This is a genomic window from Cryobacterium cryoconiti, from assembly GCF_004403065.1.
GTDB classification, from domain to species: Bacteria; Actinomycetota; Actinomycetes; order Actinomycetales; family Microbacteriaceae; genus Cryobacterium; species Cryobacterium cryoconiti.
In genome coordinates, this window is the sequence record NZ_SOHA01000039.1 from 144546 (window position 1) to 158358 (window position 13813).

A 13813-nucleotide genomic window follows, 5' to 3' on the forward strand; every position below is an offset into this window, starting at 1 on the left:
CAGCGCTAGCCGGCGACGGCGATCAGGCCCATTTCGGCGGGGCTGACCAGGAGCTCGTTACGCGGCACGACCCGCACCGAGTAGCCGAATGCGCCGCCTCGGTCGAGTTCGATCGTGCCGGTGAACAGGGTCGGCGTACCGGCATCCGTCAGGCCTGGCACGGTCGGTTCCGCCGTCAGCGGCATGGTGCTGACATCGGTCAGGTCGTCGTTGACGAGGCTCTTCCCGTAGACCACCTCGACGGTGACGTCCTCGGGCGAGAGACCGTTCAACTGCACGTGCGCGCGCAGGTGCAGCTCGTCGCCGACCTGCGGCACCGGGGCGACGCCGCCGGATTCGACGTGGGCCACGGCTACGCCGGGCCACGCCGACACGATCCGCCCCTTCCAGGTGGCCAGTTCCCGGGCGGCCCGGTAGTTGTTCTCGGACAGACGGGCCTCCGCCTTGCCGGCAGGCCGGTACAGCTCGGTCACATACTGGCGTACCATCCGACCGGCGTTCAGCTCGGGTGAGAGCTTCGCGAGGGTCTGCCGGATGGAGGAGACCCAGCGTTCGGGTACCCCATCGGCGTTACGATCGTAGAACTTCGGTGCGACCTGGTGCTCGATCAGCTCGTACAGCGCGTCGGCCTCGAGCCGGTCGCGTTCGGCGGCGTCACCAGCGGCGTCCGCGGTCGGGATCGCCCAGCCGTTGTTGCCGTCGTAGTATTCCGGCCACCAACCGTCGAGGATGGACAGGTTGAGGGCGCCGTTCAGGGCCGCCTTCATCCCGGAGGTGCCGCAGGCCTCCAGCGGGCGCAGCGGGTTGTTCAGCCACACATCCGTGCCCGGGTACATCAGCTGGGCCATCCCGATGTTGTAGTCGGGCAGGAACGCGATCTTGGTGCGGAGCGCCGGGTCGGCCGCGAACTGCACGATGCGCTGGATGAGGCGCTTGCCCTCCTCGTCGGCCGGGTGTGACTTGCCTGCGATCACGATCTGGATCGGGTGCTCCGAGTGCAGCAGCAGCGCGCGCAAACGCTCGGGGTCGTGCAGCATCAGCGTCAGGCGCTTATACGTCGGAACGCGACGGGCGAAGCCGATCGTGAGCACGTTCGGGTCGAAGACCCGCCCGATCCAGGAGGGCACGATGCCGCCCGGATTCTGAACCTCCCAGGCGGCGGCGATCCGTCGGCGGGCGTCCTCGACGAACTGCAGGCGCATCTGGCCGCGTACCTGCCACAGGTCCGTGTCGGACACGGCGGGCGACGCCCAATCCGCCTCGGACGTGTCACTGGTGCCCAACCGGCTCTGCGCGAGGGCGAGCAGGGCCGGGTCGGTCCAGGTGGGGGCGTGCACACCGTTCGTGATCGAGGCGATCGGAACGTCGTCGGCGTCGAACCCCGGCCAGAGGCCCTTGAACATGACCCGGCTGACCTGACCGTGCAACTTCGAGACACCGTTGGCGCGCTGTCCCAGCCGCAGCCCCATCAGGGCCATGTTGAAGACGTCCGGGTTGCCGTCCTCGAAGCTCTCCGCACCGAGGGCGAGGAGGTCGTCGACAGCGACGCCCGGCAGCAGGTCGGTCTCGAAGTAGCGCCGCACCAGGCTGCGGTCGAAGCGGTCGATGCCGGCGGCGACGGGCGTGTGGGTCGTGAACACGGTTCCGGCACGGGCCACCTGCAGCGCCTCCGAGAAGCTGAGCCCCTCGCCGATCAGGCTGGAAATGCGCTCGAGGCCGAGGAACCCGGCGTGCCCCTCATTGGTGTGGAACACCTCTGGGTCGGCCTGCCCGTTCAGGCTGCTCCACAACTTCACGGCGCGCGCGCCACCGATGCCGAGCAGCAGCTCCTGCAACAGGCGGTGCTCGCCGCCGCCGCCGTACAGGCGGTCGGTGACCAGGCGCAGGTCGTCGGTGTTCTCCGGGATGTCGGTGTCGAGCATCAACAGACGGATGCGCCCGACCATGGCCTGCCAGACCCGCGCGTGCAGCGTGCGGTCGTCGGGCAGCGCCAGCGAAACCTGCACGGGCGAGCCGTCGGCCCGGCGCAGCACCGACAGCGGCAGACCGTCGGGGTCGAGCAACGGGTAGCTCTCCAGCTGCCAGCCGTCGGGCGAGATCGCCTGGCTGAAGTAGCCGGCCCGGTAGAACAGTCCGACGCCCACCAGCGGCACGCCGAGGTCGGAGGCGCTCTTCAGGTGGTCCCCCGCCAGGATGCCGAGTCCGCCCGAGTACTGCGGGAGGGCGGCGGCGATGCCGAACTCCGGCGAGAAGTAGGCGATGGATGCGGGCTTGTCGCCCTCCAGTCCCTGGTACCAGCGGGGCTTCTCGAGGTATTCGCGCAATTCGTCCCGGGTGGAGTTCGCCCAGGCCACGTAGCCGTCGTCCTGCGCCAGCGCTTCGAGGCGGGCCGTGTCGACGGCCCCCAGCAACGCGACGGGATCGGTCCCGGTCTCACGCCACAATTCGGGGGCGATGTGCTCGAACAACTGACGGGTCGGCTCATGCCAGGACCAGCGCAGGTTACCGGCAAGCTCGTCGAGCGCGGCGAGCGACTCGGGCAGCACGGTGCGGACTGTAAATTTGCGGATCGCTTTCACGAGACCAGCCTAGGGGCGCGACGCGTCGCGCAGGTAGTAGCACGAGCTTTGGACCCAGAATCCGCTACGGTCGATACGTGGCTAAGACAGTAAAACGCACAGGCGCGGCTCCTGAAACCCCCGGCGCGGTTCAGGAACTCCAGACGACAGTCCCGGTCGAGCCCCGGATCGGCCGGATACCGATCCTCGATCTCTCCCCGCAGCTGAACGACAATCTGTGGCCCGCGAAAGCGTTCGTGGGCGAAGCGGTACCGTTCGCGGCCACGGCGTTCCGCGAGGGACACGATCTCATCGGCGCCATGCTGCTGCTGACCGCTCCGGATGGAACCGAGTCCCAGCATCCGATGTCCCCAGGCGCCCCGGGCACCGACCGCTGGGAGACGCTCGTCACCCTCGGCGCCCAGGGCCGCTGGACCTACCGCGTGCGCGCCTACGCCGACGACTGGGCCACCTGGCGCCACAACGCGGCGCTGAAGATCCCGGCCGAGGTCGACGTGGAACTCACGTTCCTGATCGGTTCCGCCCTCCTCACGCGCGAAAGCGCCGACAAGAGCCGGCCTCTCGCCGAGCGCCGCGCATTCACCGCGGCCGCCAAGACCCTGGCCGACCCGGCCACGTCCGTCGCCACCCGCTTCGCGCTGCTCGCCGACCCGAAGTTGAACGCCGCGGCCGCCGTGCGCCCGATGGCCGGGCTGGAGTCCGTCTCGGAGCCCCGCACCGTGCTGGTCGAACGCACCCGCGCCGGCGTCGGCTCCTGGTACGAGTTCTTCCCGCGCTCCGAGGGCGCCGTGAAGCGCGTCGACGGTTCCTGGCAGAGCGGCACCTTCCGCACGGCCGCCGACCGGCTGCCTGCCGTTGCCGCCATGGGCTTCGACGTGCTGTACCTGCCGCCGATCCACCCGATCGGCCGGTCCTTCCGGAAGGGTCCCAACAACACGCTCAACGCCGGACCGAACGACCCGGGCTCGCCCTGGGCGATCGGGTCGGCGGACGGCGGGCACGACGCCATCCACCCGGACCTGGGCACCGTGGACGACTTCTCGTTCTTCCTCGCGGCCGCCCGCGACAACGGGCTCGAAATCGCCCTCGACCTGGCCCTGCAGGCGTCTCCCGACCACCCTTGGGTCACCGAGCACCCCGAATGGTTCACCACCCTGCCGGACGGGTCGATCGCCTACGCCGAGAACCCACCGAAGAAGTACCAGGACATCTACCCGGTGAACTTCGACAACGACCCCCTGGGCATCCGGGCCGAGGTTCTGCGCATCGTGCGCCACTGGATCGGCCTGGGCGTCAGCATCTTCCGGGTCGACAATCCGCACACCAAACCGCTCGACTTCTGGGAGTGGCTGATCCGCGAGATCAACGCCGAATTCCCGGATGTGTTCTTCCTCGCCGAGGCCTTCACGCGTCCCGCTCTGCTGCAGGGGCTGGGCAAGGTCGGGTTCCAGCAGTCGTACACGTACTTCACCTGGCGCAACACGAAGGAAGAGCTGTCCGAGTTCTTCGAGGGTCTCGCCCACGAGACCGCCGACTTCCTGCGGCCGAACCTGTTCGTGAACACGCCCGACATCCTCTCCGAGTACCTGCAGTTCGGTGGTCCCGCGGCGTTCAAGATCCGGGCTGCCCTCGCAGCCACCGCGGCGCCGACCTGGGGTGTCTACGCGGGCTTCGACCTGTTCGAGAGCGTGGCCCGCCCCGGCGCCGAGGAGAACATCGACAACGAGAAGTACCAGTACCGGCCGCGCGACTTCGCCGCCGCCGAGGCCGCCGGTGCTTCCCTGGCTCCCTACCTCACGCGGCTCAACCGCATCCGTTCCGAGCACCCGGCTCTCGGGCAGTTGCGCAACCTCGACATCCACAGCAGCGAAGACGACGGAATCCTCGTCTACAGCAAGTTCCTCGACGCGTCGTTCACCGGCACCGGACAGGCCGACGCGCTGATCATCGTGGCCAACGTGGACCCGCACTCCGTGCGCCAGACGGTCGTGCACCTGGACGTCACCCGGTTCGGTCTCCCCCGCGGCTCCTCGTTCGTGGTGGAAGACCTGATCACCGGCGCCGTCTGGACATGGTCCGCCGACAACTTCGTGCGTCTCGACGCATTCACCGAACCGGTGCACATCCTGCACGTGAAGGGACTCACACAATGAAGCACGCGAAGGGGCAGCCTGTGAACGCGCTGCCCGTCGTTCCGGAGCACGTCCTGGAAGCGGTCGGTGCCGGCAGCTACTACAACCCCCACGAGGTGCTCGGCCAGCACCTGCTCGGCGAGGCCGGCGTGACCGACCCGCTCACCGTCATCCGTGCCCTCCGGCCGCTCGCAACCGAGGTGTTCGCTGTGCTGCCCACGGGCGCGCACGTGGAGATGTCCCACCTGGGCCACGGCATCTGGCAGGGCGTCAGCACGCTCGGCCTGCAGGACTACCAGCTCGAGGCCCGGTACAGCGACGCCCCCACCTGGATCGTGGACGACCCGTATCGCTACGGACCCACCCTCGGGGAGCTGGACCTGCACCTGATCGGCGAGGGACGCCACGAGCGCCTCTGGGACGTGCTCGGCGCCCACTACCGGCCCGCCGCCGGCCCGCTCGGCACGTCCTCCGGCACGTCCTTCGCCGTGTGGGCACCCCACGCGCGCGCCGTACGCGTGATCGGTGACTTCAACCAGTGGAGCGGCATCCTGCACTCCATGCGCAACATGGGCAGCACGGGGGTCTGGGAGCTGTTCGTCCCCGGGCTGACCGCGGGCTCCAACTACAAGTTCGAGTTGCAGACCCGCGCGGGCGACTGGGTGCGCAAGGCCGACCCGATGGCCCGCTACACCGAGATCCCGCCCAAGACGGCGTCCGTGATCGGCGAGACCGCCTACGAGTGGGCGGATGCCGGCTGGCTCACCGAACGCTCCGCCACCGACGCCCACAACCGGGCGATGAGCATCTACGAGATGCACGTGGGCTCGTGGCGTCCGGGGCTCAGCTACCGCGACCTTGCCGACCAGCTGATCGAGTACCTGCACGAGCTGGCCTACACGCACGTGGAGTTCATGCCGCTCACCGAGCATCCGTTCGGCGGTTCCTGGGGTTACCAGGTCACCGGCTACTACGCGCCGACGAGCCGGTTCGGCCACCCCGACGACCTGCGCTACCTGATCGACCGGCTGCACCAGGCCGGTATCGGCGTGCTGATGGACTGGGTTCCCGGCCACTTCCCGAAGGATGACTTCGCCCTGGCCCGCTTCGACGGCGAGGCGCTGTACGAGCACCCGGACCCGCGCCGCGGCGAACAGATGGACTGGGGCACCTACGTCTTCGACTTCGGTCAGAAGCAGGTGCGCAACTTCCTGGTCGCGAACGCGCTGTACTGGCTCGAGGAGTTCCACATCGACGGCCTGCGGGTCGACGCCGTGGCCTCGATGCTCTACCTGGACTACTCCCGCGAGGACGGTCAGTGGGAGCCGAACATCTACGGCGGCAACGAGAACCTCGAGGCGATCAGCCTGTTGCAGGAGATCACCGCCACCGCGTACAAGCGCAACCCCGGCACGGTCATGATCGCCGAGGAATCCACCAACTGGGGCGGGGTGACGGCGCCCACGAGTGCCGGCGGGCTCGGTTTCGGCTTCAAGTGGAATATGGGCTGGATGCACGACACGCTGGAGTACATGGCGGTCGACCCGATGTACCGGGCGCACCACCACAACCAGATCACGTTCTCGTTCGTCTACGCGTTCAGCGAGAACTTCCTGCTGCCGATCAGCCACGACGAGGTCGTGCACGGCAAGGGTTCGCTCGTGGCCAAAATGCCCGGCGACTCCTGGCAGCAGTTGGCGAACATGCGCGCCTACTACGCCTTCATGTGGGCGCACCCCGGCAAGCAGTTGCTGTTCATGGGCCAGGAATTCGGGCAGCGCTCCGAGTGGAGCGAATCGCGCGGCCTGGACTGGTGGACTCTCGACCAGCCGGCCCACCGTGGCCTGTTCAACCTGGTCGGCCAGCTCAACCGGGTGTACCGCGCCAACCCGAGCCTGTGGTCGCTGGACAACGATCCGAGCGGCTTCGAACTGCTCGACGGCGGTGCGGCCGCCCAGAACGTGGTGTCGTTCCTGCGCTGGGACGCCGACGGCAACCCCATCGCCTGCCTGTTCAACTTCTCCGGGGCACCGCACACCGACTACCAGGTCGGCCTGCCGTTCGCCGGGGTCTGGGAGGAGATCCTGAACACGGATGCCGAGGACTTCGGCGGCTCCGGGGTCGGAAACCTGGGCGCCGTGACGGCGGTCGACGTTCCGTGGGGCGGACGCCCGGCATCCGCCGTGCTGACGCTGCCCCCGCTGGCCGGTCTCTGGTTGCGCCTGCAGCGCTGACCCGCTTACCCTCCGCTCGCGAGAGCGCAAAAATTGCCCCTTCGGTAACGCCGAAGGGGCAATTTTTGCGCTCTCGCGGGAGTCTTCTGCGGGTTTAGTAGAGCAGCGCGGTGAGGCGAGAACGCGTGGGCGGCACGCGCGGGTCGTCCTGGCCGACGACCTCGAACAGTTCCAGGATGCGCTGGCGGATCTCATTGCGCCCCGCCGGGTCCTGCGACGGGAAGAGGGCCAGCAGACGGTCGAAGGCGTCCTCGATGTGGCCGCCGGAGAGGTCGAGGTCGGCCACCGTGAGCTGCGCCTGCAGGTCGTCGGGAGCGGCAGCGGCGGCCGAGCGGATCTCGGCCATGGTCTTGCCGTTCAACCGGGCCAGCAGGCTCACCTGGGCCAGGCCGGCGACGGCCATCTGGTCCCGCGGGTCCCGCGCCAGGGCGGTCTTATAAAGGGCGATCGCGGCATCGTAGTCGCCGCGCTCGATGGCGTCGTACGCCTCCTGGTGCAGCGGCGGCAGCTCGGGTTCGACGGGGGCGGATGCCTCAACGGCCTCACCCTCGGCAGCGTCGGGTGGCACAGCCGTGCCGGTGACGCCGTGCTGCGCCGCGAGCTCGAAGACGCGGTGCAGAACCTCGCGCACCTGGCCCTCGGGCAGCGCGCCGCTGAAGAGCTGCACCGGCTGACCGCCGATGACCGCGGCCACGGTCGGGATGGACTGCGCCTGGAAGGCCTGGGTGAGCTGCGGATTCGAGTCCACGTCGACCTTGGCCAGCACGAACTGGCCGGCGTACTCCGTGACCAGCTTCTCCAGGATCGGCGTGAGCTGCTTGCACGGCTCACACCATTCGGCCCAGAGGTCGACGATGACCGGAACGCTCATCGAGAGTTCCAGGATCTCGCCGAAGTTCGCATCCGTGCCCTCGAGTACGAGGCTGGGAACCGCAACGGGCCCTGCCGCAGGGGCACCCGGTGCGCCGGCCGCCGCCGGTGCGCCGGCCGCGGGAGCGGCCGGACGGTTCACCAAGGAGGACAGGTCGACGGCTCCGCGCAGATTCATGCCGGATGGGGGGACAACACTCATGGAAGCTCCGTTGATGAGATCAGGCCCTGGGAGAAACCAAGGAGGACGATTTTTTCATTCGAACCGGCGGCCGGCACGTGGAACAAGAGCTGGTCGCCGTACGTGCTGGTGATGCCCTTGGCCGTGGCCGAGATGCCGGAGAGCGCCTTGCTGGCTCCTTCGGTGCCGACCGTCGCCCCGGGATCCACCGGTTTGACCGTCTCGGACTCGGTCAGGCTCACGGCGACGATGCTGCCGGAGTCATTGGTCGCCAAGGCCACGGTGCGTCCGGTGCCGGCGGCAGCGGTGAACTCGATCGACGCGGTGCTCGGCAACTTTTCCTTGCGCGAGGTCTGCAGGTCGGCGACCTGGGTGCGGAAGCTGTCGCCTTCCGCTTCGAACAGGGCGTAGGAGGGGCTGGCCTCCCCCAGGGAGAGCACGTCCGCGTAGGCCGCTGCGACCTGGTCGGGTGAGAGCAGGAGGAAGGTGGAGTCCGGCGCGATGACCGGGGCGCCGATGGTGGCCGGAGCCACCTTGGGTACCGTTGCGGCCGCCTCGAGCTGGATCATGTACTCGACCAGATAGTCGGCACGTGGCGACTCCTGCCGGAGCACGAGGGCCGTGGGCGCTGCGGTGGGGTCTGCCTCGTCCTGGATCACCGTCATGACGACGCGTGGCCAGGTAGACGACTGCTGCGGCAGGGTGAGCCGCAGGGACGACGACGGCAGAGTGGGCAGGCCTGCGATGGCCGGGTCCGCGGCCCGGATCTTATAGTTCGCCAGGCGCTTCTCCAGCGCGGGCCCGGTGAACCGGGTCGCGATGGTGTCCGCGTTGAGGTTCGCGTCGGCATCCGCCGTCAGCGTGGCGATCTCGGTCACGATGCGTTCCAGCTGCGGCACCGTCACGGCCGGCGGCGGTACGTCCTGGGCCGGTGCGGGGGTTCCGGTCGGAGTCGGCGTCGCACTGACCGCGGCCTCGGGAGACATGCTCCGGGGCCAGAAATCGGCCGAGCATCCGCTGAGCACGAGACCGGAGACCAGGATCACGGGAACGGCGACCATGGACCGGGTGAGAGGCTTGCGCGAGCCGGTGATCTGGTTGGCCTTGATCGCCTTAGGGCGCGGAACGCGCGGGAGTCGGGGCATCCGTGGGCCGCGGGGAAGGTTGCGGCGCGGGCCACGTGATCGCCGCAGGTGCAGCAGGGCGAGCAGGTAAAGGATCAGGCCGACCATGCCGACGACGCCGCCGCCCACGATCAGCGGGCCGGCTAGTGGAGTGGAGTTGTCGGTGGGCCAGGACAGGCTGACGTCGGTCGGCGCGGGGGCCGTGCCGTCGGAGGCGACAATCATCGAAATGCCGTCCGGAACCTTCACCGTGGTGGTCAGCGTGTTCGCCGCAGTGAACTCCGCCAGCCAGAGGTCGGAGCCCGCGGGGTTGGTGATCGTCTCCGGCTCGGCCTCGGCGGCAGGGTCGGTCGCATCGGGGTCGGATTCGGGCACTGCTTCGGGCTCGACGATCTTGCTGCTGAGCGTCGCCGCGTTCTTGGCCAGACGGATGTCGGCGTAGGGTTCGTCGCCGAGCCACGCCTTCACGTCGTCGGTGCGGCCGTAGGCCATGAAGACCGTGTCGGATCCGCTGATGGTGATCGTCTGGCTGCCCGGGCGGGCGTTGAGCGCACTGGGCTCAACCACGGCGAATCGGGCATCTTCGGCCACGGTGGCGCTGAGGCTCACCGAGGCCGGCTCGAGAAAAATGGTCCGCTGGGCGATTCCGAGAACTATCATCGCCGCCGCAAGGACGAATGCCGCAATGGCAAGAACAAAACGCACGTCAACCCTCCTGTGTCGCCGGCCGCTCATCACGCGCTCAAGCGCGCACGACCCGGATTCGGGCCGGATCAGCAACAGACAGGACGTTTCACGATACTGGATGCCCCTGAGAGGCACCTAATAGACCCTCAAGTTGGGACGCGCCATGCCCTCCGCAACAGACTAAAATTATGGAGGCTCCCCGTGTAAGTCCGTAAACAGGGGTCAGAGCCCCATTTTGAGGAGACAGCGTGGCGAACGAAGAAGCCGATTTCACCCAGGTATTCCGTGGATACGACCGTGACGAGGTCGACAAGACCATCCAGGGTCTGCGCCGCGAGCTGATTCAGGCGAACACTCAGGGCACCGAGGCGAACAAGGAGATCAAGCGCCTCAACACGCACATCGACGACCTGAATGCGGAAATCGAGGAAGTGGGCAGCCCCACTTTCTCCGGCCTCGGCACCAAGCTCGAGAACACCCTGCGCGTCGCCGAGGAGCAGTCGACGCGCGTGATCGCCCAGGCTGACATCGACGCCGAGCGGTTGCGCGCTTCGGCTGCCAGCGAAGTGCAGACGCTCCGCCGGGAGGGCAAGGAAGCGGCCGAACGGGCACTATCGGATGCCGCGGTGAAGGCCGGGCGCATTCTCGACGATGCCCTCGCCGAGGCCGACGACCTGCTCGCCCGCGCCCACGACGACTCCACCACCCTGACCGGGGACGCCGTGCACGAAGCCGCCGCGATCCGCGGCGCGGTGGCTACCGAAGCCGCCGAGTTGCGTGCCACCGTCAAACGGGAGGTGGCCGCGATTCGCTCCGAAGCCGAACGCGAGGCCGCCGAGATGCGGGTGGTGGCCCAGCGTGAGGCGACCGAGGCCCGAGAGGTCGCTGCCGGCCTCACCAGCGAGACCGAGCTGACCCGTGCGGAGGTCGCCCACGAACTCGACCAGCAGCGTGCCGACCTGGCCCGGGAGACCGAGCAGGCCCGCATCGACCTGGCGGCCGAGACCGAACAGCACCGCATCGACCTGGCCCGGGAAACCGAGCAGGCCCGGATCGATCTCGCCCACGAGACCGAGCTGGCGAACACCGATCTGGCCATCGAGATCGAGCAGGCCCGAACCGACCTCGACCGGGAAATCGAGCAGTCTCGAGCCGAACTGGAGAACGAGCGCGAACAGGCACAGACCGAGCTGGCCCGCGACCTCGAACGCCAGCGGGCAGACCTCGCCCGCGAGATCGAGAAGGCACGCGTCGATCTCGTCGCAGAGATCGAGCAGTCCCGGGCCGACCTCGGCCGTGACCATGAGCAGACCCGGGCCGACTTCGCCGCCGATAGCGAGCAGCTCCGCATCGATCTGGAGAACCACCTCACGGCCGCCCGCAAGCGCGGCGAGCACGAGGCCGCGAAGCTCAAGCGGGAGATCGACCAAACCCGCGCCGACCTGGACGTGGAGTTGAAGGCCCGTCGGGACGAGGCCGAGCAGGGCCAGCTGGCCCGGCACCAGGAAGCCGTCGCCCAGACTCAGAAATTCGTCAGCGACGCCACCCGCCAGCTGGCCGAGACGAACCAGCGCACGGTGGAGCTCCGCGCACTGAACGACCAGCTCGACGCATCCGCCAGGGACGAGGCGAAGGTGTCCAAGAAGGCCGCGGAGGAGACTTCCGAGCGCATCGTTCGCGACGCCGAGGCACGCGCGACCGCGCTCGTGAGCGAAGCCGAAACACGCACTCGTGCGCTGGTGGCGGACGCCGAGGAGCGCCTGTCCCAGATTAGGATTGAACGCGACGCTGTTGCGGGCTACTTCGAAAGCCTGCGCGGGCTGCTCACGCAGGCGGAAAACGTCACCGCCAGCGACGACGACAACCGCTGACACCAGCCGGGGGGATACAAGTGAAGATTCAGAATGCCTTTCGCGTCGGACTGATCGGGACCCTCGGCGTCGGCGTGGGGCTGCTGATCATCACCTCGGTGATCACGCTGCAGACGATCATCACGTACATCGGTGCGGCGCTGTTCCTCGCCTTGGGGCTCGACCCTGCCGTGTCGTGGCTGGAAAAGAAGAGGTTCCCCCGTTGGGCGGCCATCCTGACGGTGCTCGTTGCCGTCATCGGCGTGCTGACCGGGGTGATCTTCGCCGTCGTGCCGATCATCGTCGACCAGGTCACGAAGCTGTCCAAGGCCGTTCCGGACCTCGTCACGTCCATCAACACCTCCACCTTCCTTGCTGACATTCAGAAGCAGTTCCCGGCCCTGCCCCTGTCGAAGATCACCGGTTCAGTCACCGATTTCGTCGGCGGAAACATCACCAATATCACCAGCACCATCATCCAGTCCGGTCTGGCGATCGTCAGCGGCCTGTTCGGCGCACTGATCATCCTGATCCTCACGCTCTACTTCACGGCTTCGCTGAACAGCATCAAACAGGCCATGTACCAGTTGGTCCCGGCCTCCAAGCGCGCCCGGTTCGCCGATCTCAGCGAGCAGATCACCACCGCCGTCGGCCGGTTCGTGATCGGTCAGGGTGCCCTGGCGCTCTGCAACGGCGTGCTCAGCTTCATCTTCCTGTCGATCATCGGGGCGCCGTTCCCGGCCCTGCTCGCATTGATCGCGTTCCTGTTCTCGCTGATCCCCCTCGTGGGCACGATCACCGGTTCGGTCATCATCGTGCTGACCTGCCTGATCCCCGGCATCGGCAGCTCGATGTTCACGGCCCTCGTCGCCGCGATCTACTACCTGATCTACATGCAGGTGGAGGCCTACCTGCTCAGCCCGAACATCATGAACCGGGCCGTGGCCGTGCCCGGCGCCGTCGTCGTGGTGGCCGCCCTTGCCGGTGGCAACCTGCTCGGCATCCTCGGCGCGCTGATCGCCATCCCGGTCGCCGCGGCGACCATCATGATCGTCAAGCAGGTCGTGATCCCCCGGCAGAACGAGCTCTAGACCGGAACGGTCCACTCCTCGGGCAGAGGAGCTGCCGCAGGGTTGACGACCGCGACGACCTCGTCGAGGACCCTTCGAGTGGCGCTCTCCCCCACCCACAGGTGCTTACCGCCGGCAACGGCGATGAAACGAGTGCCGGGCACGCTGGCGAAGCGCGTTCTGGCCTCGTCCGGGCGCAGGTAGTCGTCGAATTCGGGGATGACCGCGACCAGCTTCGCGTCCCGGCCCGCCCAGGCGGCCAACTCGGCGTCGGAGGCCCGGTGCAGGGGCGGCGACAACAGGATGGCGCCACGAATCGGGTGCTCCAGGCCGTACTTGATGGCCAGTTCGGTGCCGAACGACCAGCCGAGCAGCCAGGGGTCGGGCAGTCCGCGCTCGGCGACGAACGCCATCGCGGCCGCCACGTCCATCCGTTCGTCGATGCCGTCGCCGAAGCTGCCGCCGCTCGTGCCGCGCGGCGAGCTCGTGCCGCGCGTGTTGAAGCGCAGCACCGCCAGATCGGCGAGGGCCGGGAGTCTCGCGGCCGCCTTGCGCAGGATGTGCGAGTCCATGAAACCGCCGTGGGTGGGCAGCGGATGCAGCGTCACGAGGGTGGCGACCGGCGGGCGACCCAGCGGGGTGGCCAGTTCACCCACCAGGGTGAGCCCGTCCGCGGTGTGCAACTCGATCTCCTCGCGCACGGCCGGCAACTCGATACCGCCACGAATCTCCAGGCTGGAACTCACGCTGTCTCCCTCGGTGCCGATGCGGCTAGTTGATCTTCCAGCAGTGCGAGTGCCAATGGCGCCTCGCGGCCAGGTCGGATGCCTCGCCCATGACGCCGTCGCCGCGCCAGGCGACGACGTGCGCGGTTCCCGGGGCCACCTCGCGGTGGCAACCGGGGCAGACATACGATTTCACGGCCTGGGGGCCGGACACGGGCTGTACCGTCCAGAGGCCGTCGCGGCGGGTTTCCGTGCGACGCCAGCCGGCCCGCATCCGTTCGATTCCGTCATCATCCGAGCCCGGACCGGGCTTGCGGCCACGGGGTCGGTTGCTGCGGGCCATTGGGACAGTCTACGTGCG

The 13813-nt window shown here is 68.2% G+C and carries 9 protein-coding genes; 4 read left to right on the forward strand and 5 right to left on the reverse strand.

Annotated elements, in window-relative coordinates; all coding sequences use genetic code 11:
- Positions 1-5: 5 nt before the first annotated feature.
- Positions 6-2579, reverse strand: coding sequence for an alpha-glucan family phosphorylase (glgP, locus tag E3T49_RS13585; RefSeq protein WP_134425433.1), 2574 nt, complete (start codon positions 2577-2579; stop codon positions 6-8).
- Between the two features lie 77 nt (positions 2580-2656).
- Here glgP and E3T49_RS13590 point away from each other — a divergent pair, with 77 nt between their 5' ends.
- Positions 2657-4732: an alpha-1,4-glucan--maltose-1-phosphate maltosyltransferase gene (locus tag E3T49_RS13590; protein WP_174722427.1), complete on the forward strand. Its 2076-nt coding sequence runs from the start codon at positions 2657-2659 to the stop codon at positions 4730-4732.
- A complete protein-coding gene (gene glgB / locus E3T49_RS13595; RefSeq protein WP_134425434.1) occupies positions 4729-6945 on the forward strand; it encodes a 1,4-alpha-glucan branching protein GlgB in 2217 nt (738 codons plus the stop codon). Before E3T49_RS13590 ends, glgB begins: the two co-directional genes overlap by 4 nt.
- A gap of 94 nt (positions 6946-7039) precedes the next feature.
- Here glgB and E3T49_RS13600 read toward each other — a convergent pair whose 3' ends face one another.
- Entirely contained in the window at positions 7040-8017 is a 978-nt protein-coding gene (locus E3T49_RS13600) for a tetratricopeptide repeat protein (RefSeq protein WP_134425435.1), read from the reverse strand.
- Positions 8014-9825 carry a DUF8094 domain-containing protein gene (locus E3T49_RS13605; protein WP_134425436.1) on the reverse strand — a complete coding sequence of 604 codons (1812 nt, stop codon included), beginning with the start codon at positions 9823-9825 and terminating at the stop codon, positions 8014-8016. The genes E3T49_RS13600 and E3T49_RS13605 overlap by 4 nt, the downstream gene beginning before the upstream one ends.
- 230 nt (positions 9826-10055) lie before the next feature.
- Between E3T49_RS13605 and E3T49_RS13610 the strand changes: the two genes are divergently transcribed.
- Together E3T49_RS13610 and E3T49_RS13615 are read left to right on the forward strand one after the other, a co-directional pair.
- Positions 10056-11678, forward strand: coding sequence for a hypothetical protein (locus tag E3T49_RS13610; protein ID WP_134425437.1), 1623 nt, complete (start codon positions 10056-10058; stop codon positions 11676-11678).
- Positions 11679-11698: 20 nt separating this feature from the next.
- Complete coding sequence (locus tag E3T49_RS13615) at positions 11699-12748, forward strand: AI-2E family transporter (RefSeq protein WP_134425438.1); 1050 nt, start codon at positions 11699-11701, stop codon at positions 12746-12748.
- Here E3T49_RS13615 and E3T49_RS13620 read toward each other — a convergent pair.
- Both E3T49_RS13620 and E3T49_RS13625 read right to left on the reverse strand, forming a co-directional pair.
- Positions 12745-13461, reverse strand: a complete 717-nt coding sequence (locus tag E3T49_RS13620; RefSeq protein ID WP_134425489.1) for an alpha/beta hydrolase — start codon at positions 13459-13461, stop codon at positions 12745-12747. The genes E3T49_RS13615 and E3T49_RS13620 overlap by 4 nt on opposite strands.
- 37 nt (positions 13462-13498) lie before the next feature.
- Positions 13499-13795, reverse strand: a complete 297-nt coding sequence (locus tag E3T49_RS13625) for a hypothetical protein (protein ID WP_134425439.1) — start codon at positions 13793-13795, stop codon at positions 13499-13501.
- Positions 13796-13813: the final 18 nt, after the last annotated feature.

What these genes read in the sequence shown, in the direction of transcription:
- E3T49_RS13600 (WP_134425435.1), bottom strand. Translation starts at nt 8,017, where the DNA reads ATGAGTGTTGTCCCCCCATCCGGCATGAATCTGCGCGGAGCCGTCGAC.
- E3T49_RS13625 (WP_134425439.1), bottom strand. Translation starts at nt 13,795, where the DNA reads ATGGCCCGCAGCAACCGACCCCGTGGCCGCAAGCCCGGTCCGGGCTCG.
- glgB (WP_134425434.1), top strand. Translation starts at nt 4,729, where the DNA reads ATGAAGCACGCGAAGGGGCAGCCTGTGAACGCGCTGCCCGTCGTTCCG.